The sequence below is a fragment of the Phytomonospora sp. NPDC050363 genome (assembly GCF_040655735.1).
Classification (GTDB): domain Bacteria; phylum Actinomycetota; class Actinomycetes; order Mycobacteriales; family Micromonosporaceae; genus Phytomonospora.
In genome coordinates, this window is the sequence record NZ_JBFAKK010000002.1 from 309,193 (window position 1) to 328,155 (window position 18,963).

The 18,963-nt window shown below is 72.4% G+C and carries 18 protein-coding genes; 15 read left to right on the plus strand and 3 right to left on the minus strand.

Translation table 11 applies throughout. The features are described 5' to 3' along the window. Positions 1–70: 70 nt before the first annotated feature. On the plus strand, positions 71–583 hold the full coding sequence (locus AB0I28_RS05895; RefSeq protein WP_357489919.1) for a MarR family winged helix-turn-helix transcriptional regulator: 513 nt from the start codon (positions 71–73) through the stop codon (positions 581–583). After that, complete coding sequence (locus AB0I28_RS05900) at positions 580–1,479, plus strand: carbohydrate kinase family protein (protein WP_357489921.1); 900 nt, start codon at positions 580–582, stop codon at positions 1,477–1,479. The genes AB0I28_RS05895 and AB0I28_RS05900 overlap by 4 nt, the downstream gene beginning before the upstream one ends. Before the next feature lie 6 nt (positions 1,480–1,485). Here AB0I28_RS05900 and AB0I28_RS05905 read toward each other — a convergent pair whose 3' ends face one another. Next, the gene (locus AB0I28_RS05905; RefSeq protein ID WP_357489923.1) at positions 1,486–2,031 is read right to left on the minus strand and encodes a hypothetical protein; all 546 of its coding nucleotides are present in this window, start codon (positions 2,029–2,031) and stop codon (positions 1,486–1,488) included. A 185-nt stretch (positions 2,032–2,216) separates the two neighbouring features. Here AB0I28_RS05905 and AB0I28_RS05910 point away from each other — a divergent pair, with 185 nt between their 5' ends. The 5 genes from AB0I28_RS05910 (at position 2,217) to AB0I28_RS05930 (ending at position 7,832) form a co-directional block, all read left to right on the plus strand. Next, the gene (locus tag AB0I28_RS05910) at positions 2,217–2,990 is read left to right on the plus strand and encodes a DUF4097 family beta strand repeat-containing protein (RefSeq protein WP_357489924.1); all 774 of its coding nucleotides are present in this window, start codon (positions 2,217–2,219) and stop codon (positions 2,988–2,990) included. 144 nt (positions 2,991–3,134) lie between these two features. After that, positions 3,135–4,544, plus strand: a complete 1,410-nt coding sequence (locus AB0I28_RS05915) for a 3' terminal RNA ribose 2'-O-methyltransferase Hen1 (protein WP_357489926.1) — start codon at positions 3,135–3,137, stop codon at positions 4,542–4,544. Continuing rightward, positions 4,541–7,045: a polynucleotide kinase-phosphatase gene (locus AB0I28_RS05920; protein ID WP_357489928.1), complete on the plus strand. Its 2,505-nt coding sequence runs from the start codon at positions 4,541–4,543 to the stop codon at positions 7,043–7,045. The genes AB0I28_RS05915 and AB0I28_RS05920 overlap by 4 nt, the downstream gene beginning before the upstream one ends. Before the next feature lie 198 nt (positions 7,046–7,243). Beyond that, positions 7,244–7,603, plus strand: coding sequence for a hypothetical protein (locus tag AB0I28_RS05925; RefSeq protein WP_357489930.1), 360 nt, complete (start codon positions 7,244–7,246; stop codon positions 7,601–7,603). Between the two features lie 79 nt (positions 7,604–7,682). Beyond that, the gene (locus AB0I28_RS05930) at positions 7,683–7,832 is read left to right on the plus strand and encodes a hypothetical protein (protein ID WP_357489932.1); all 150 of its coding nucleotides are present in this window, start codon (positions 7,683–7,685) and stop codon (positions 7,830–7,832) included. Between the two features lie 4 nt (positions 7,833–7,836). Here AB0I28_RS05930 and AB0I28_RS05935 read toward each other — a convergent pair whose 3' ends face one another. Further along, entirely contained in the window at positions 7,837–8,628 is a 792-nt protein-coding gene (locus tag AB0I28_RS05935; protein ID WP_357489933.1) for a PaaX family transcriptional regulator C-terminal domain-containing protein, read from the minus strand. A gap of 181 nt (positions 8,629–8,809) precedes the next feature. On the opposite strand from AB0I28_RS05935, the gene AB0I28_RS05940 reads away from it, so the two are divergent. The 5 genes from AB0I28_RS05940 (at position 8,810) to AB0I28_RS05960 (ending at position 15,704) form a co-directional block, all read left to right on the plus strand. Beyond that, positions 8,810–10,378, plus strand: a complete 1,569-nt coding sequence (locus tag AB0I28_RS05940) for an AMP-binding protein (protein ID WP_357489935.1) — start codon at positions 8,810–8,812, stop codon at positions 10,376–10,378. A 239-nt stretch (positions 10,379–10,617) separates the two neighbouring features. Next, the gene (locus AB0I28_RS05945; RefSeq protein ID WP_357489937.1) at positions 10,618–12,663 is read left to right on the plus strand and encodes a tetratricopeptide repeat protein; all 2,046 of its coding nucleotides are present in this window, start codon (positions 10,618–10,620) and stop codon (positions 12,661–12,663) included. A gap of 9 nt (positions 12,664–12,672) precedes the next feature. Beyond that, complete coding sequence (locus AB0I28_RS05950) at positions 12,673–13,449, plus strand: DUF4253 domain-containing protein (RefSeq protein ID WP_357489939.1); 777 nt, start codon at positions 12,673–12,675, stop codon at positions 13,447–13,449. A 34-nt stretch (positions 13,450–13,483) separates the two neighbouring features. Next, positions 13,484–14,098, plus strand: a complete 615-nt coding sequence (locus AB0I28_RS05955; RefSeq protein WP_357489941.1) for a TetR family transcriptional regulator C-terminal domain-containing protein — start codon at positions 13,484–13,486, stop codon at positions 14,096–14,098. Between the two features lie 100 nt (positions 14,099–14,198). Continuing rightward, the gene (locus tag AB0I28_RS05960; RefSeq protein ID WP_357489943.1) at positions 14,199–15,704 is read left to right on the plus strand and encodes a carboxylesterase family protein; all 1,506 of its coding nucleotides are present in this window, start codon (positions 14,199–14,201) and stop codon (positions 15,702–15,704) included. 75 nt (positions 15,705–15,779) lie between these two features. Here AB0I28_RS05960 and AB0I28_RS05965 read toward each other — a convergent pair whose 3' ends face one another. Beyond that, on the minus strand, positions 15,780–16,745 hold the full coding sequence (locus AB0I28_RS05965) for a hypothetical protein (protein WP_357489945.1): 966 nt from the start codon (positions 16,743–16,745) through the stop codon (positions 15,780–15,782). A gap of 235 nt (positions 16,746–16,980) precedes the next feature. Here AB0I28_RS05965 and AB0I28_RS05970 point away from each other — a divergent pair, with 235 nt between their 5' ends. Genes AB0I28_RS05970 through AB0I28_RS05980 form a run of 3 tightly spaced genes read left to right on the plus strand, consistent with a single transcriptional unit; the run spans position 16,981 to position 18,916 of the window. Next, positions 16,981–17,319, plus strand: a complete 339-nt coding sequence (locus AB0I28_RS05970; RefSeq protein WP_357489947.1) for a hypothetical protein — start codon at positions 16,981–16,983, stop codon at positions 17,317–17,319. Next, entirely contained in the window at positions 17,319–18,467 is a 1,149-nt protein-coding gene (locus tag AB0I28_RS05975; protein ID WP_357489949.1) for a hypothetical protein, read from the plus strand. The genes AB0I28_RS05970 and AB0I28_RS05975 overlap by 1 nt, the downstream gene beginning before the upstream one ends. Further along, on the plus strand, positions 18,464–18,916 hold the full coding sequence (locus tag AB0I28_RS05980) for a hypothetical protein (RefSeq protein ID WP_357489951.1): 453 nt from the start codon (positions 18,464–18,466) through the stop codon (positions 18,914–18,916). Before AB0I28_RS05975 ends, AB0I28_RS05980 begins: the two co-directional genes overlap by 4 nt. Positions 18,917–18,963 lie beyond the last annotated feature (47 nt).

The window sequence follows — 18,963 nt, forward strand, 5'->3', positions numbered from 1 at the left end:
ATCGTCCGAGTCAAGATGTTCTCGGTTCGGAACTTATCACTCTGGAAGTGTCTGCGCTAGTCTGGGTGCCATGAGCGTCACGAGCGGCACCGCCGAGGGCACCGGGGTCTGCCCGAACCCCGACCGCAGCAGCCCCAACGGCGACCTCTCCTGGCTCCTGCACCGCGCCGCCCAGCGCATCAAGTCCGACCTCGACGAGCTCGCCCGCGACTACGGCCTCTCGGGCTTTCGCGACTGGATCGTGCTCGCGGCCCTCGTCGACGGCGAGAAGCGCACCCAGCTGGCCCTCGGCCACGAGGTCGCCCTCGACAAGACGACCCTCACCGCGCTCCTCGACCGCCTCGAACGCGACGGGTTCGTCGTGCGCACCGCCGACCCCGCCGACCGTCGCGTCCGCGTCCCCGAGGCCACCGCCAAGGGCCGCGAAGTGCAGGAGAAGCTCCAGGCCTGCCGCGACGGCGTCGAGAACCGCCTGCTCGACGAGTTCACGCCCGACCAGCGCCAGGCCTTCCAGCACGTCCTGCGCCGCCTCGCCTTCGGCGGGTCCGGCGACGGAGGCGGCATCCACGGGTCCTGCATGTGACCGGTGACCCCGGTCGTGACCTCGATCTCCTCGTCGTCGGCGGCACCGGCGTCGACACCGTCGTGCGCGTCGAGGCCCTTCCCGTTCCCTACCGCGACTCCTACCCCGTGCCGCCCATCCGCGACTGGGTCGCCCACACCGGCAACACCGTCGCCCTCGCCGCCCACGCGCTGGGCATGTCGACGGCCCTCATCGACTTCCTCGGCGAAGACCCCCAGGGCGCCATGGTGCTCGCCGAGTACGAGCGGCGCGGACTCGACTTCGCCTGGCTGCCCAACCCGGCCGGCACCTCCCGGGCCGTCAACCTCGTCGACCCCGGCGGCCGCCGCCTCTCCTTCTTCGACCCCCGCCACCCCGGCCGCGACCTGCCGCGCGAGTTCCACCTGCCCTACCTGCGGCGCGCGCGGCACGTCCACGTCACCATCACCGACCACGCCCTCGCCGTCTTCGACGACGCGAGCTCGCCCACCTCGACCGACCTGCACGACTGGGACGGGGAGAACCCCTACCACCGGCGCTTCGCGCTGCGCGCCGACCTGGTGTTCCTCTCGACGGCCTCGCTCGGCGAGCGCTTCGAGGCGGTCATGCGCGAGATCATGGCGGCGGGACGCGCCTCGACGGTCGTGGCGACCTCCGGCGCGGGCGGCTGCCACGTGCTCGACGCCGAGGGCCCGCGCCACTTCCCGGCGACGGTGCCGCCCGGTCCCGTGGTCGACACCAACGGCGCCGGCGACTCCTTCGTCGCGGCCTTCCTGTGGGCGAAGGCGCAGGGCGCGGCCGTCGACGACTGCGCGCGTGCCGGTCTGGTCGGCGGCGCTCACGCGTGCACGGTCGAAGGGACCTCGGAGGGCTTCGTGGACGCGGCGGCGCTGCGCGCGGTGCTCAAGGGGGAATAGGGCGTCTCAGCCCTTCCGGGCGGTGCGGCGGGAGTAGTCGGCGGCGACCGCGATCAGCAGCGGTCCCCAGGCCAGCATCGGCAGGTACAGGCTCATGATGTCGCCGTCGGGCTGCGGGTGGACCGTGCCGTCGCTGATCAGCGGCTCGAACGGCTGAAGGTGACCGAAGTAGTGGTTCCACAGGCCGTACCCGAGCAGCAGCATCACGGTGCCCGCGCCGGTGTAGGCGGCAAGGGCGGCGCGCTTCGCCGAGACCGGCCGGCCGGCGAGGAGGGGGATCCACCTCGGGTAGACCAGTCCCCACGGCCGGACCAGACCCAGGGCGAGCACGCTCAGGCCGAGCGAGGCGACGCTGAGCAGGACGAGGTACCAGCCCTCGTGGAGGAAGGCGCGCAGCGTGCCGTCGGCGCCGAACGCGCCGGTCACGCGCCAGAGCGCCGAGGGAAGCGGGGTCAGCGCGGCGGCCCACGCGCACACGATCGCCCAGCGGGGCGGCGGTGGCGCGGTGGCCGGGGCAGGGCCGGTGTGGACGGAGCCGTCGATCGTGGTCATGTGACCGATCCTCGTCACCGGGGCCGTCGGGTGACTCCCTCTCGTGGGGGAGCGGTCTCCCCCTCGTGGATAGAGGGGTCCTACCCCTACCAAGGATTAGGGGCATCACCCCATGTGCGCTCCGCCCCCTGCTCCATAAAGTTGGCCCGGAGACCCAAGCAGTGCCAGAGCCCCAGGAGAGAAACATGTCGGAGCCCAAGGACCAGTCGAGCAAGGCCATCATCCTGATCGGGTTGGTGGTGCTCGGCCTGCTGATCGCCGGCGGCCTCGTCGTCTGGGGCGCCACGAACGGCTTCGGGCCGCGCAAGACGGAGACCCAGAACCAGACCTACGCCCAGACCGCCACGCACATCGACGTCGACTCCGACTCCGGCGAGGTCGAGATCCGCCCCGGCAACGACGGCGAGGTCAAGGTCGAGCGGAAGCTGGAGTGGTACAGCAACAAGCCCACCGTCAACGAGTCCTGGGACGGCACGACCTTCAAGGTCGTCAGCGACTGCTCCGGCAACTGCGGCATCGACTACATCATCACGGTCCCGCCCAGCGTGAGCGTGAAGCTGCAGATCGACTCCGGCAACGCCAAGCTCCGCGACGTCACCGGTACCGTCGACGCCACCCTCGACTCCGGCGACCTGGAGTTCAGCGGGCTGAGCAACACCCTCAACGTGACGATGTCCTCGGGCAACCTCGACGCCTCCCAGATCACCTCCAAGCAGGTGACCCTGGGCGTCAGCTCCGGCGACCTGAGCATCGCCTTCGCCGAGCCGCCGACCCTGCTCGACATGGAGGTCGACTCCGGCGGCGTCGACGTCAAGCTCCCCGTCTCCCCCGACGGCTACCGGGTGATCACCGAGGTCAGCTCGGGCGACACCGAGATCGGCGTCGAGCGCAACGACGCCTCCACCCACGAGATCAAGGCCAATGTGGACTCCGGGGACGTGCAGGTCAGCAGCACGTGACCGGTTGACAGCGGCCGGCCCGGTCGGAGGGGTTCGCCGGGCCGGCCGTTCTCTGGAAAGGCGCTCCGCTTCGGCGGGGCGCCTTCTTCGCGCGCGGGCGATAACCTCTCGCCGCCGGTGGCCGTGACCGGGCACGATGTGCCGGTGCTGCTCACGATCTCGACCACCCACCGTCCGGCCACCGACCTCGGCTACCTGCTGGTGAAGCATCCCGGCCGTCTCCAGCGTTTCGAGACCTCCGCGGGTCCTGCCTACGTGGGCTACCCGGAGGCCGGTGAGGAGCGCTGCACCGCCGCGCTGGTGCTCGACGTCGACCCGATCGCGCTGACGCGCGGGCGCCACACCGTCGACGACTTCACCCTCGGCCGCTACGTCAACGAGCGCCCCTACGCGGCGTCGAGCCTGCTGTCGGTGGCGCTCGGCAAGGTCTTCCGCAGCGCCCTCGCCGGGCGCTCCAAGGACCGTCCCGAGCTGGCCGGGACCGCGATCCCGCTGGAGGTCGCCGTCCCGGTGACGCGGGGGACCGCCGAGCTCTGCGAGCGCCTGTTCGGCCCGCTCGGCTGGACGGTCGAGGCGAGGCGGATCCCGCTGGACCCGGACCGGCCCGAGTGGGGTGACTCGCCCTACGTCTCCTTGCGGCTGAGCGGTGAGCTGACCGTGTCGGCGGCCCTCAACCACCTCTACGTGCTGCTGCCGGTGCTCGACGACGCCAAGCACTACTGGATCTCCGGCGAGGAGGTCGACAAGCTCGTGCGGGCCGGCGAGGGCTGGCTGCCGGCGCACCCGGCCCGAGACCTGATCACCCGCCGCTACCTCAAGCGCAAGGCGACGCTGGTGCACGAGGCGCGGGCGCGGCTCGCCGAGGACATCGAGTCCCTTGTGGACGAGGCGGTCACGGCCGTCGACGAGGAGGCCGAGCTGCCGGTCGAGGAGGCCCGGAAGGTGCCGCTGGCCGCGCTGCGCCGCGAGGCGATCGTCGGGGTGCTCAAGGAGAAGGGCGCCGCCGAGGTCGCCGACCTCGGTTGCGGCGGCGGCGCGCTGCTGGTGGACCTGTTCGCCGAGCACGGTTTCCGGCGGATCCTGGGCGCCGACGTCTCGACGCGCGCGCTGGAGATCGCCGAGCGGCGGCTGCGGCTGGACCGTCGCGGCGACCTGGAACGCCAGCGGATCTCGCTGGTGCAGACGGCGCTGACCTACGCCGACGACCGGCTCAAGGGCTTCGACGCGGCGGTGCTGATGGAGGTCGTCGAGCACATCGACCCGCCGAGGCTGCCGGCGATGGCCTACGCGGTCTTCGGGCACGCCGCACCGTCCACGGTGGTCATGACCACGCCGAACGCCGAGTACAACGTGCGCTTCGAGGGCATGGCCGAAGGCGCCATGCGGCACCACGACCACCGCTTCGAGTGGAACCGGGCCGAGTTCGCCGCGTGGTGCGGCGAGCAGGCCCGCCGGTACGGATACGACGTGGAGATCACCGGCGTCGGCGACGACGACAGTGAAGTGGGAGCGCCGACGCAGATGGCGGTCTTCAGCAAGGGAGGGACGGCATGACCGGCGAGATCACCATCCCCGAGTTCGCCCTGGTGGCGCTCGTCGGAGTGTCCGGATCGGGCAAGAGCACCTTCGCCGCCCGCCACTTCGGGCCCGGCGCGGTGCTGTCCAGCGACCACTTCCGGCTGCTGGTCGCCGGTGACGAGAACGACCAGTCGGCCAGCGCCGACGCCTTCGACGCGCTCGGCTACGTCGCGGGCAAGCGCCTTGCGGCCGGGCGGCTCACCGTCGTCGACGCCACCAACGTCCAGGTCCACGCGCGCGCCTCGATCCTCAAGCTCGCCAAGGAGCACCACGTCCTGCCTGTCGCGATCGTGCTCGACGTCGACGAGGACGTGTGCTGGGAGCGGACCGAGGCGCGGCCCGACCGCGACTTCGGCCGGCCCGTCATCAAGCGCCAGCGCCGCGACCTCAAGCGCAGCCTGCGCTTCCTGGCCAAGGAGGGCTTCCGGCGGATCTTCGTGCTGCGCACCGCCGAGGAGATCGAGTCCGCCCGGGTCGTGCTCGAACCACTGTGGACGGACAAGACCGGGCTGACCGGGCCCTTCGACATCGTCGGCGACGTGCACGGCTGCGCCGGGGAGCTGCGCTCCCTGCTGACCGAGCTGGGCTACGAGCTGTCCTTCGACGAGGCCGGCCGGGCCGTGGGCGCCGCGCACCCCGAGGGCCGCACGGCGGTCTTCGTCGGGGACCTCGTCGACCGCGGGCCCGACTCGCCGGGAGTGCTGCGCCTGGCGATGGGCATGGTCGCGGCCGGGACGGCCTTGTGCGTGCCCGGAAACCACGAGGACAAGCTGGCGCGCAAAATGCGCGGACGCAACGTCAAGGTCGCCCACGGCCTGGCCGAGACCCTCGAACAGCTCGACGCCGAGACGCCCGAGTTCCGCGCGGAGGTGCTGCGCTTCATCGACGGCCTGGTCAGCCACGTGCGGCTGGACGGTGGGCGGCTGGTCGTCGCACACGCCGGGATCAAGGAGAAGCTTCAGGGCCGCTCCTCGGCGCGGGTGCGGGCCTTCTGCCTCTACGGGGAGACCACCGGCGAGACCGACGAGTTCGGGCTGCCGGTGCGCTACCCGTGGGCGCGCGAGTACCGGGGGCCGGCGACGGTCGTCTACGGGCACACCCCCACGCCCGTCCCGGAGTGGGTGAACAACACGATCTGCGTCGACACCGGCGTCGTCTTCGGCGGCCGGCTCACCGCGCTGCGCTATCCCGAACGCGAGCTGGTCTCGGTTCCGGCGACCGCCGTGCACTACGAGCCGGTCAAGCCCTTCCCTGTGGACAACCCTGTGGACAACCCTGTGGAAAACTCTCCCGCGGGCATGCTCACCCTGTCCGACGTGACCGGCCGGCGCACGGTCGAGACGGCCTACGGACGCATCACCATCCCCGCCGAGCAGAACGCCGCCGCCCTGGAGGTCATGAGCCGCTTCGCGCTCGACCCCGCGAAGGTGCCGTGGCTGCCGCCGACGATGGCGCCGTGCTCGACCTCGACGCGCGAGGGCTACCTGGAGTACCCGAGCGAGGCCTTCGCCGACTACCGCGCCGACGGTGTCGGCAAGGTCGTGTGCGAGGAGAAGCACATGGGCTCGCGCGCGGTCGTCTACGTCCACCGCGACGAGCCGTCGAAGGGCGCGATCTACACCCGGACCGGCCGCTCGTTCTTCGCGCCCGCCGAGACCGAGGCGCTGCTGACACGGGTCGCGGCCGCCGCCGGCGGGCTCTTCGAGGAGCTGAAGTCGGACTGGCTGCTGCTCGACTGCGAGCTGCTGCCGTGGTCGGCCAAGGCGATGGGCCTCATCCAGGGGCAGTACGCGGCCGTCGGCGCCGCCGCGACGGCCGCGCTCCCCGCCGCCGTCGACGTCGTCGCGGGCATCGCCGCGCGGGTCGAGGGCGCCGACGAACTGCTCGCCGGCCTGCGCGAGCGCCACGACAACGCCTTCGCCTACCGCGAGGCCTACCGCGCCTACGTCGGCGGCGAGGTCACGCTGGCGCCCTTCGTCGTCCTCGCCAGCGAGGGCGCCGCGCACCACACGCGCGACCACGGCTGGCACCTGGCCGCCGCCGACGCGCTCGTCGCCGCCGACCCCGCCCTGTTCACCCCCACCCGGCGGGTCGTGGTCTCGCTCGACGACGACGAGCAGGTCGAGGCCGCGACCGACTGGTGGCTCGAACTGACCGCCGCCGGCGGCGAGGGCATGGTCGTCAAACCCTGGGACGGACTCGTGCGCAACGGCCGCCGGATCGCCCAGCCGGGCGTGAAGTGCCGCGGCCGGGAGTACCTGCGGATCATCTACGGCCCCGACTACACCCGGCCCGAGCACCTGGAGCGCCTGCGCAACCGCCACCTCGGACGCAAGCGCGGGCTGGCGATCCGGGAGAACGCGCTGGGCATGGAGGCCCTCGACCGCCTCGCGGCCGGGGAGCCGCTGTGGCGGGTGCACGAGCTCGTCTTCGGCATCCTCGCCCTTGAGGCCGAGGGAGTCGACCCGAGGTTGTGAGGCCTTGACGCCGCCGGGAGACCGGCGGCGTCACGGGTGGTTCAAGGTCTGTTCGTCGTCCTGACGTGCGGCGGCGGGAATCACCGGCCGGGAGGATCTCCTTCGCCGCCTCAACACCCACGCAGCCCCGTCCGGCCAGCCATACCCAGGTGGTGGTCCCTCGAAGGGCCGGCCGGGGTAGGCAAGACCGCACTGGCGGTGCGGTGGGCGGGCCGGGTCCGCACGAAGTTCCCCGACGGGCAGCTCTTCGCCGACCTCGGCGGTCGCGCCGGGCGACGCCCGCCGGTCGAGCCGCTGGGGCGCTTCCTGCGCGTGCTGGAGGCGCCCTACGAACCATCCGAAGTGGACGAGGCGGTCGCGCTGGCCCTGCTCGCCGCGATGCTCGCCGAGCGCAGGGTCCGCGCCGAAGCCGATGCAGTCCGGGAGCTGGCCGCGCTGTGCGGTCGCTCGCCGCGCGAGCTGGGCACCGCCGCCACCCACCTCGCCTGCCGGCCGTCGCGGAGGATCACCGCGCACGTGCGGTCGCTGCGGGTCGCCGGATTGACGGTGGGTTGGTAGTCGCCCTGGCCCCGACGCGGTCGTCGAGATCGCCCGGGAGGAGGCCGCCGCCGGGTACACCTCGCCGCACCCCGACGAGGTGGACGGCGCGATCGAGGCGCAGGTCGCCGGGCTCGACGACGCGGCCTCGGAGGAGCACGGGAACGCCATGCACGACGCTCACCAGGCCTGCGTCACGGCCTACGAGCAGGTGTTCGCGGCGGCCTGTGAGCGGCCGGCGGCGGAGTGAGCCCTCAGTCCAGCATCCGTTCGACGTATCGCGCCGCCGGTCCTTCGAGCCGGCGGCGCAGCTCGTCGAAGATCGTCGTCGCCCTCGTCGCCGGCCAGTCCGGCGGGAGCAGCGAGATCGGCAGGCCGGGGTCGAGGTAGGGCAGGCGGCGCCAGTCGTTGACGGCCCGCACCCAGTGCGCGAAGGCGTCGGCGGGCCCGGTGTCGCCGGGGTCGGGGAGCATGCCGTGCACGGTGATCCAGTCGAGGTACATCCGGTGCAGCGCCTTGAGATCCCACCACCTGGCGACCTCCTCCGACAGCGGCGCCGTCCCGAGGTGCCCGGCGTGGAAGAGCGAGACGTAGGAGTCGAGGTCGTGGCGCTTGAGGGTCGCCGCGGCCGCGTCGGCGACGTGCGCGGGGGCGATCCACACCCCGGAGGTCGCGACGCCGAAACCGAGCCAGGTCAGCTTCGCGCGCAACGTGTGCCGCTTGGTGCGCTGCGACTCCGGTACCGAGAACACGCACAGCACCCAGCCGTCCTCGACGGTGCTGTCCAGCCGGCCGAAGATGCGCTCGTCGCCCTCTTCGAGCATCGCCCGGCCCCACTCGGTCAGCGCGTAACCGGCAGACTCGCCGACCCGCGCCGAGGCGACCACACCGCGTCTTTTCAGCCGCGACACCGCCGAGCGCACGGCCGGCTCGTCCACGCCGAGCGCGGCCATCAGGCGGATCAGCCCGGCGACCGGCAGCGCGCCGCCCGACTCGCGCGCGTAAAGGCCGTAGACCGTGACGATCAGAGAGCGAGGGGTCGCCATCTCGCACACATTAGCGGCATTCGGGCCCGCCGTCGCGCGTCATCGCGGGTGGGCGTGCGCCACCGCCGAGCGCGAACCCGGTGACACGGTTCCCGCCCAGCGTGAGCGCCGGGGAGCCGAAAAACCGCCATACTGCTCCCTACGAGACACCGCACCACTGAGGACCCAGTGGAGGGTTGCCATGTCAATGACGCCATCGGCACACGTCGACACGTTCGCGCGGGACAATCTCCCGCCCGTCGACCAATGGCCGCACATGCCCTACGACCTGCCCGAACTCGACTATCCCGAACGCCTCAACTGCGCCGCCGCCCTCCTGGACGCGACCATCGCGCGCCACGGCCCGGACCGCCCGTGCGTGTGGAGCCCGCGCGAGAACTGGACCTACGGCGAGCTCCTGGGGCACGCCAACCGCGTCGCGAACGTGCTGACCGCCGACCTCGGCATCGTCCCCGGCAACCGCGTCCTGCTGCGCGCCCCCAACAACGCCTACCTGGTCGCCTGCTGGTTCGCCGTCCTCAAGGCCGGCGCGATCGCGGTGACGACCATGCCGCTGCTCAAGGAGACCGAACTTCGCGCCATCGGCGACATCGCGAGAGTCGACCTGTCCCTGGTCGACGACCGCTTCGCCGCCGACCTGCTGTCGGCCGACGTCTCGCCGGTGCACACCTTCGAGGAGATCCGCGACCGCGCGAGCACCCGGTCGCCCGAGTTCTCCAATGTGGACACCGCCGCCGACGACGTCGCGCTCCTCGCCTTCACCAGCGGCACCACCGGCCGTCCGAAGGCGACCATGCACTTCCACCGCGATGTCCTGGCCAACGCCGACACCTTCTCCCGGCACATTCTTCGGCCCCGGCCGCGGGACGTCTTCGCCGGTTCCCCGCCGCTCGGCTTCACCTTCGGCCTCGGCATGGAGGTCGTCTTCCCGATGCACTCCGGCGCCTCCACCCTGCTGCTGGAGAAGGGAACCCCGGACCTCCTGCTGCCCGCGCTCGCCGAGCACGAGGTCACCGTCATGGCGACCGCGCCGACCGCCTACCGCGCGATGCTCAACCAGGGCGCGATCGAGCTGCCGCACCTGCGGCGCTGCGTCTCGGCGGGCGAACCCCTGCCGGAGCCGACCTGGCGCGACTGGGCCGAGGCGACCGGCGTGCGGCTCATCGACGGGATCGGCGCCACCGAGATGCTGCACATCTTCATCTCGGCCGCCGACGGCGACATCCGCCCCGGCTCAACCGGCAGGCCCGTCCCCGGCTTCACCGCGCGGATCGTCGACGAGGACGGAAAACCCCTGCCCGACGGCGAACTGGGCCGCCTGGCCGTCCGCGGGCCGACCGGCTGCCGCTACCTCGCCGACCCGCGCCAGACCGACTACGTGCGCGACGGCTGGAACCTCACCGGCGACATCTACTCCCGCGACTCCGACGGCTACTTCTGGTACCACTCCCGCAGCGACGACATGATCATCTCCGCCGGGTACAACATCTCCGGCGCCGAGGTCGAGTGGGCGCTGCTGTCGCACCCCGACGTCGTCGAGTGCGCCGTGGTGGGCGTACCCGACCCCGAGCGCACCATGACGGTCAAGGCCTTCATCGTCATGCGCCCCGGCGCGGCGGCGGGCGCCGAGGACCTCATCGGGCACTGCCGGGACCGGATCGCGGTCTACAAGCGCCCGCGCGAAGTGGAGTTCCTGGAGGCGCTGCCCCGCACCTCGACCGGTAAGGTGCAGCGATTCAGGCTGCGCTGAGGGAGTACGGGTGCCCCGCACCCGTACTCACCCAAAGCAATGACGCGACTACTTCAAAGCCGGTGCGTTTACCACGGGTTCGTCCGGGGTACCCCGTTCTGGCCCCCCTGTCACGTAATCCAGACGCCTGAAGAGGGTGGCATCGCCCGGACAAGTGCGGCATCCTTGAGCATTAGGGCGGTAAAGGTGTCGACTGTGGACTCATCAGCGAAGTCCCACAACCATTGGGGGCGCTGGCATTGAAACGAGTACCGGGCGCACAGTTTCACAACGGACAGTGGTTCGACCCCCACGACGCGGCACGACACCCCCACGCCTGGCGCTCGCCCATCCCGTGGCCCGCCAGAATCGGCGTCCTGCCTGCCGAAGCCCGTTGTTACCAACCACGAGAGGCCGCCAAGCCCCTCGACGAACCCCGAAACCGGCACCGCGAGACCGCCACGACCGGCCCCGTCCACCTCGTCACCGGTCCCAGCGGCGTCGGCAAGACCCAGCTCGTCGCCCACTACCTGCGCACCCTCTGGCAGGCCGAGGACGTCGACCTCATCATCTGGATCGCCGCCGCCTCAAGGGAGGCCGTCCTGTCGGCCTTCAGCGAGGCCGCCGAACTCGTCGACCGCGGCAGCGCCGCCCTCCCCGGCGCCGACGCCCGCGCCGCCCACTTCCTCACCTGGGCCCGCGACACCCACAAACGCTGGATCGTCGTCTTCGACGACCTCGCCGAGACCTCGGTCATCGAGCGGCTCTGGCCCACGGGCAACCCCAACGGCCGCGTCATCGTCACCACGACGAAGGACCTCGGCCTCCCCGAGACGCCCATCGCCATCACGCTCGGCGGCTTCCGGCCCGTCGAGGCCTACGAGTTCATCGCCACCAGCCTCCTCAACGAGCCCGAACTGCTCGACGAGGCCGCCGAACTGGCCGAGGACCTCGACCACCTGCCGCTCGCGCTCGCCCAGTCGGCCGCCTACATCCGCGACCAGCGCATCACCTGCGCCGACTACCGCAAACGCCTCAACACCGTCGAGACCTCCGTGGCCGGGACCAGCGAACTGTGCGCCGAACTCGCCGACGACCTCGTCCCCGACTCGATCGCGCGCATGCTGCGCGACCTGCTCTCCTATCTCGACGGGCGGGGCGTTCCCGTCGTGGTGTGCTCCCAGCCGGTGATACTGCACCATCTCGGCCGCTTCGCCGGCCGTCCGGTGTCCACACAGGACGTCACCGCCGCCCTCGACCAGCTGCACCGCCTGGGTCTGGTGACCCGCGACGCGGAGTTCGTGCAGATCGCCTCGCCGACGCAGGCCGCCGCCTTCGGACGGATCCCTGCGGACGCGCACTGGCTCGTCACGCATGTCGTGGCCGAGGCGCTGGCCACGGCGTGGCCGCAGAAGGACGCCGACGACGCCCTCACCAGGTCACTGCGCGACAACGCCACCGGCCTGCGCGACCGGGCCGGCGAGATGCTCTGGACGCCCGACTGCCACCTGCTCCTGCTGCGCCTCGGCGACAGCCTCGGCGCGGCCGGACTCGCCGCCGCCGCGACGGTCCACTTCGGACAGATGGCCCGGCTGGCGCTGCGCCACCTCGGCCCCGACCATCCGCGCACGCTCGTCAGCCGCCACCGCCACGCCCACTGGAGCGGGCACGCCGGCGACCACGACGCGGCCATCGAGGGCTTCGCGCTGCTGCTCAGCGACCGCCTGCGGACCCTCGGCGCCGATCACCCCGACACCCTCGACGCCTGGGCGCAGCTGGCGACCTGGCAGGGCAGGTCGGGCGATGCCGCCGAGGCCGCCGAGAACTTCACCGTGCTCTTCGAGCAGTGCGTGCGGGTCTTCGGGCCCGACCACACCGAGACCCTGCACGTCGGCGACGACCTTGCCCACTGGCTCGGCGAGGCGCAGGGACCCGACGCGGCCGTGCGCGTGCTCGCGCCGCTGGTCGAGGCCAGCTCCCGCACCCTCGGTTCCGGGCACCCCGACACCCTCGCCACCCGCCACGACCTCGCCAACTGGCACGGTCGCGGAGGGCACGCGGCCGCGGCCGTCGGGAGCCTCACGGCACTGCTCGAACTGCGTGAACGCCTCCTCGGACCCGACCACCCCGACACCCTGCTCACCCGCCACGACCTGCTGAACTGGCGCGGCGTCTCCGGCGCCGCCGCCGAGGCCGCAGCGGGGTACGAGGCGCTGGTCGGCGACGCGAAGTACGTGCTGGGGACCGGGCATCCGCAGACGGTCGCCGCGAAAGCGAGCTGGGAGTACTTTGCCGAGCGCGGCTAGCCTGTCGGCGTGGACCTCGCCGAAGTAGTGGCCCTGCATCGGGGCCTGCCGCCCGGAAGACTCGTCACCCCCGAGGACGGCGGGCCGCCGGTCCTGTGGCTGTCCGACGGGGCCGCTGAGGTGGACCAGTGGCGCTCGCTGCTCGCCGAGCACCCCCGGACCGGGCTGTACCCGCTGGTGCTCGAAGAGCTGCCCCACGGCGGCGAGGAGTTCCGTCCCTGGGAGTCCGGCGAGCTCTACCCGTTGATGATGAGCGCCGCCCGCCACTCCGACGCGGCGACGGTGCTGGAGTCGTGGTGGGGCCGCTATGCCGGGACCGTCGACGACGGCAGCTTCGTCACCGCGCCCTACGGGCCGCACTGGCCCGGTCTGGCCGAAGGCGCCTCCTTCACTCCGGAAGCCGCCGCGAAGGCCGCCGACGACCTCGCCGCCGAGATGTTCGCCAAGGGGAACCGCCGGCTCGGGCTGGTCGCGGCGCCGAGCGGAGCCGACGCGCTGGTCACCGCCGGGTGGAGCGGGCCGATGAACTACGACAACGACTTCGGGCTGTTCGCCGCCGTGCTGGCCGACTGGGGCCGCCGCTTCGGCGCGACGGTCGTGGGGGCCGGGTTCGCGCAGTTGTGGGTGAGCGTGGCGGCACCGCCGGAGAGTGTCGAGGAGGCGCTGCCGCTGGCGGCGGAGGTGTTCGCGTTCTGCCCGGACACCGTGTGGCAGGGGGCGGACATCCTGGAGATGCTGGCGGAGCGGCTGCTGGGGGAGCGAGTGTGGCGGTTCTGGTGGGACTGACGGTGCCGACACGGTATGACTGTATGGTGAAACCGTGCCACGGATCGTCGATCATCACCAGCGTCGCGCCCTGATCGCGCGCGCGTTCCAGCGCCTGCTCGCCGCCGAGGGTCTCGGCGGCGTCTCGTTCTCTCGGGTCGCGGCCGAGGCCGGGGTCTCCATCGGGCTCATCCAGCACTACTTCGCCGGGCGCGACGCGCTGCTCCGCTTCGCCTACGAGGACGCCGTCGGGCGCATGAGCGAGCGGGTCCGCGCCCGGGTCCGCAACGGCGAGGCCGCCGGCGCTCCCACCGCCGAGGTGCTGCTCGACAGCCTCGCCGAGCTGCTGCCGCTCGACGAGGAGCGGATGATCGAGTACCGCGTCCGCCAGGGGTTGCAGATCGAGGCCTCGCACGAGACCGGCCTCGCCCAGGTCGCCCGGCGCTCGGGTGCCGAGCTCCTCGGCTATGTCACCGCGATGGTGGACAACGGCGTCGAGCGCGGCGAGGTCGCGGCCGGCGTGGACGCCCCGCTCGCGTCGCGCATGATCCTGGCGACCGTGCAGGGTGTGGCCGACCAGGCGGCGATGTCCGGCCCGGACGCCTTTCCCGTGGGAGACGTCCTTCGTCCGGTGGTGGGCTTGGTGTTCACCTCACCGCCCCCGCGTTGACAATAAGATCATATTGTTACCATGGTGGTATGATCATATTGCGATCGACGCTCGACGGCCCTGCATCCGGGTCCCCGAAGGCGACCGGAGGACCCCGGCCATGACCGAGCACGTGACCCTCGACCTCGGCGACGGCACCGTCCGCGGGCTCCAGGCCGACGGATGCCTCTCCTTCCAGGGCGTCCCCTACGCCGCCCCGCCCACCGGCGAGCGGCGCTGGCGCGCACCGCTACCGGTCGAGCCGTGGGCCGGGGTGCGAGACGCGACCGTGCCGGGCAACCGGGCACCGCAGTCGGCCCAGTCCTTCGCCGAGGCCACCTCCCTCGACGAGGACTGCCTGACCCTGAAGGTCACCGTTCCGGAGACCTCGCGAGCCGGTCGTCCAGTGCTGGTGTGGCTGCACGGGGGCGGCGGGACCAACGGCGACACCTCCACCTTCGACGCGCGACGACTCGCCCTCACCGCCGACCTGATCGTCGTCGAACCGACCTTCCGGCTGGGCGTGCTCGCCTGCTTCGGCCACCCCGGCCTCGCCGACGGCGGCACCTTCGGACTGCTCGACCAGCAGGCCGCGCTGCGCTGGGTCCGCCGCGAGATCGAGCGCTTCGGCGGCGACCCGGCCACCGTGACCCTCGCCGGAAGCTCTTACGGGGCATCGATGGTCGCCGCGCACCTGGTCTCGCCGGCCTCGGCCGGACTGTTCCACCGCGCGATCATGCAAAGCCCCTTCGCGGTCGGCGGCGCGACCCCGGCGAACGCCTTCATCCCCGGCGTTCCGGCGCTCCCGCCGCGATGGCGCCCGCTCGCCGAGCTCGCCGAGTTCGGCGCGGCAACGGCGGCCGAACGCGGATGGGTCGCGCCCGGCAGCGACACCGAGTCGGCCCTCGCACAGCTGCGCCGGGTTCCGGTGGCGGACCTGCTGGAGGTCTCGGTCGACTTCATCCGGCCCGCGTTCGGCGGCCCGGTCCTGCCCGAACCGCCCGCCGAGGCCATCGCCGCCGGCCGGTTCCACCGGGTGCCCGTCCTGCTGGGCACCACCCTCGACGAGGCGCGGTTCTTCGTCGGGCTCTTCGCCGACCTCACCGGAAATCCCGTCACCGCCGAGAGCTACCCGCGGCTGCTGGCCGAGGCGTTCGGCGACGCGGCCGGCGAGGTCGCCGGGAACTATCCGCTCGACCGCTTCGCCACACCGAGCCTCGCGTGGTCGCGGATCAGCACCGACCGGGCATGGGCACGGCCCGCCTGGGAACTGGCCGGGCTGCTCGCCGCGCACACCGCGACCTGGTTCTACGAGTTCGCCGACCGTGACGCGCCGCCGATCCTGCCGATCCCCGGATTCCCCGGCGGAGCCGTGCACTCCAGCGAGCTGCCGTACCAGTTCGACATCCCGGGCGGGCCGCCGCCTTCGACGGCCCGGCGCGAACTCGGCGACGTGATGAACCGGTACTGGGGCGCCTTCGCCGAGAACGGCGACCCCGCCCGCGACGGGCTCGCGGCCTGGCCCGGTTTCGGCGCCGGGCACGTCCAGTCGCTGGCGCCGCAAGGCGTCGGGTACACCGACTACGCGACCGAACACCGCCTGGACTTCTGGGCGCGGACGCCCTGACGCGCTTGTCGGTGCCGCCCCACGCGCGGCTCCCACTCAACAGGCTGGTGGGGACGCGGTCGTGGGTGTTCCGGGTTAAGGCGGTCCGTCCGCCGGCCACGTCACGACAGGGCTGGTCAGGCCGGTCGTGTCCGGGTCTCGCCACAGGGTCGGCCAGGGCTGAACTCCGGGTTCGGCGCTGGCGGCCGCGAAGTACCGATGGCCCGGTTCGGGTCGAAGGGTCACCGGTCCGCAGGTGCTGTCCTGGTCCGGGGCGGTGAAGGCGGCCTGGCAGTGGTGGAGGGTCCCGGTCAGGCGGGTGTCGGTGGTGGCGTCGTGGAGCCAGAGGTGGATCGCGATCTCCGGGGCCGCTTCGAGCGAGGTCACGTGCACGACGATCTCCAGGCCCCCGTCCGTCGCCTTGACGCAGGGATTGACGGCGGCGAACTGTTTCCCGAACGCTCCACGGCAGTGCCCCGACTCGAGTTCGGGCGGTAGGGATGTGACCGCGGCCGGGGGACCGTCCGCGTCGGCCCCGGCGTCGTCGCCGTCGCCGGTGAGCACCACCGTGATGATCACCACCGTGAGGACGGCGACGGCGGTAGCGGTGACCGCGGCCGTCAGGGCGGTCATACGCCGGGAGAAGCGCCGCGCGGGCGGGTCCGGCAGGGCGTCCGAGGGCGCGGCGTCAGCCGGAGGTCGAGCCGGGTCGAGGATCGCGGCGAGGTCGTCGCGGCGCCGCACCCAGTCGGCGACGAGGTCGTCGGTGTCCAGGCCGAGGACGGCCGGGTCGGCGAGTTCGGTGCGGTGGTGCCGGGCGTGGCGCATGCAGGCGCGGACGAACGCGGCCGTGACCGCCGCGGTGGGCAGCAGCGCGCCGGAGGCCGCGTTGCGGAGGGTGCTGGCGGAGAAGGGGCACCCGATCTGCCGGGTGTGGCGGCCGAGGTCCTGGTAGCTGCCGGCCCCGGTTCGCCGGCGCAGGGCGCGAAGCTCATGGGCGAACCTGTGCAGGGGACTTTCCTCGGGGTCGATCTCGGACTCCCGCCTGCCGGGCCTTGTCATGTTCCTCCCCTGGGTTCGGCGGGGCGATGAACAATTGAAGACCGGCCGCTCAACGCCCTGTTGCTCATCATCATCGCGTCCATTGTCGACTCATGGACCGAGCGACTCAAGGAGCGGCGATGCGATCGGGTGAGTACGGGGAAGCGTGCCGGGTTCGGCGGGGGCAGGTCCCCGGTGCGCACATGCGGCCGGCCGCTGCGCCGGTGGAGCCGGCCTCGTGGCCGGTGGTGCGCACATGAACGACGTACGAGTGGTTCTCGCGACCTTCGGGACACTGGGGTCGGTGTTCGACGACGTGGCCGGCGAGGCCGAGGCCGCCGGTGCCGCGCTGCGGTCGGGCGTCCCGCGGAGCCTCGGGTCCGCCGGCCTCGACGGCGCCGCCGGGGATCTGGTCGACCACTTCGGTGAGGTGTTCGAGGCCGTCGCCGAGGCGGCAACGGAGATCAAGGGACTCCTGTCGACGACACTGCGGGAGTTCCAGGCCGTCGACGAACTCAACGCCGAGCGGCTCCATCCGCTCGGGGAGCCGGATCTGCCGTTCCTGGCCCGGCTCGACCCCGAGGCGGTCGCCTGATGCCCGGTCTGTTGGAGAACCTGGGCCTGCGGTACGGGTGGCCCGAGGAGTACCCCGCGCTCGGCTTCGATCCGGCTCCGGGCCGCTGCGAGCAGGTCGCGGCGCTGGCGGGTGTCCTGTCGGCGGCGGCCGGCGATGCCGGCGGCTTGGCCGCACGGTGCGCGGCGGCCGCGGGGACCAGTGACGGCTGGCACGGCGAAGCGGGGGACGCGTTCCGCGGTGCCATGGCGGCGGCCCGTTCGAAGCTGCTGCTGGTGGAGTCCGCGCTGGTCCGTGCCCGTGCGGCTCTGTCCGGATGGGCCGCCGATCTGAGCGGGATGCAGAATCGCGCCCGCGTCCACGAAAGGGACGCGGCCGAGGCGCAGCGTGCCGTCGCCGACGCGCTGTCGGCCGTGGACGGTGCGAAGACCGTCGCCGCCCAGGGTGCCTACGAGAAGGCCGTCGCCGCCGCGAGGCGCCTGTCCGTGCAGCATGAGGCACTGGCCGACGGGGTGGCCGCGGCGCTGCGCGCCGTGGTCGCGAGCGCTCCGGTGGCCGGTGAGATCGCGGATCTCATTCAGGACGCCCCCATCCCCGGCGGGGACCGCACGGGGAGCATTTTCAGCCGCAACGCGGACTCGCTGGCGAACCTCGGCGACGTACTCAGCGACATCGGCACCTTCGCGGGCCTCACCGCGCTCAGCCTGGCCGGCTTGGCGGGCGGCGCCGCGCTCACCGGGGGCGGTGTACCCGCCGCGGTGGCGTTGACGCCCGGCATCGTGATCGCCGGCCAGGTCGGCACGGTCACCGCGATCGGCGCGGCGGCCCTGCACACGCTCGGGAAGGTGGGCGGCGGCGACGTCAGCTGGACCGACCTCTTGTGGGACGGGTTCGGCATCGTGTCACTCGGCCTCGGCGGAGGCGTCGACGAGGTCGCCGACCAGTTCATCGCGGCTCCGGCGACGGTGCGGGCCGCCTGGGGGCAGCGGGAGGACACCGAGTCGCACTGGGACGACTACTGGCAACCGCGGACCTTCGAGCAGCAGGACCACGTGGACACGGCGGGCTTCGTCGGCCGCCTCGGGTACGTGTTCTCGAACGCGTGGGACCAAGGCGAAGTGGAGTACGGGGACGCCCTTCTGGACGCGGTCATGAAGGAGACGCCGTGAACACGGTGATGAGCATCCCGACCGCGTTTCGGCCCATCGCACCGGAGCCGACCGCACCACCCGGCGCGACACTGCTGTTCCACGGTGCCGCGGTGGACGACCGGGGCCGCGCTGCGGCGGTGCTGACCGTGACCGCGCATCCGCTGCCGACGGCGTACCGGGCCTCCGCCGGCATCCTCACCGAGCTCGTCGACGTGATGGGTTCGAAGGCCGGTGCTCGGGACCTGCGCCGTGTCGACCTCCCCTGCGGCCCGGCGGTCGTGGGCATCGGCGTGGACCGGCACGCCGTGGGCCTTGTGGCCACCATGACGGCGACGGTGCCCGACGCGGACGGACGCGGCGTCCTCTCGCTCGTTCTGGCGGTGCCCGGCGCACGGGACTGGGCCGGTTGGTGCGGTGTCATGACGGGGGTGATGCGAGGGCTTCGGTTCGGTCGCGGGCGGAGGTGAGGTGAAGGCGGCCGGCGCGGGTGTCACCGCGACATGGCCGTGAACAT

Bases quoted from the DNA above. Each gene is read 5' to 3' on its own strand.
- AB0I28_RS05895 (WP_357489919.1), top strand. From the start codon at position 71: ATGAGCGTCACGAGCGGCACCGCCGAGGGCACCGGGGTCTGCCCGAAC.
- AB0I28_RS05905 (WP_357489923.1), bottom strand. From the start codon at position 2,031: ATGACCACGATCGACGGCTCCGTCCACACCGGCCCTGCCCCGGCCACC.
- AB0I28_RS05970 (WP_357489947.1), top strand. From the start codon at position 16,981: ATGAACGACGTACGAGTGGTTCTCGCGACCTTCGGGACACTGGGGTCG.
- AB0I28_RS05920 (WP_357489928.1), top strand. From the start codon at position 4,541: ATGACCGGCGAGATCACCATCCCCGAGTTCGCCCTGGTGGCGCTCGTC.
- AB0I28_RS05940 (WP_357489935.1), top strand. From the start codon at position 8,810: ATGTCAATGACGCCATCGGCACACGTCGACACGTTCGCGCGGGACAAT.
- AB0I28_RS05960 (WP_357489943.1), top strand. From the start codon at position 14,199: ATGACCGAGCACGTGACCCTCGACCTCGGCGACGGCACCGTCCGCGGG.
- AB0I28_RS05935 (WP_357489933.1), bottom strand. From the start codon at position 8,628: ATGGCGACCCCTCGCTCTCTGATCGTCACGGTCTACGGCCTTTACGCG.
- AB0I28_RS05965 (WP_357489945.1), bottom strand. From the start codon at position 16,745: ATGACAAGGCCCGGCAGGCGGGAGTCCGAGATCGACCCCGAGGAAAGT.
- AB0I28_RS05910 (WP_357489924.1), top strand. From the start codon at position 2,217: ATGTCGGAGCCCAAGGACCAGTCGAGCAAGGCCATCATCCTGATCGGG.
- AB0I28_RS05975 (WP_357489949.1), top strand. From the start codon at position 17,319: ATGCCCGGTCTGTTGGAGAACCTGGGCCTGCGGTACGGGTGGCCCGAG.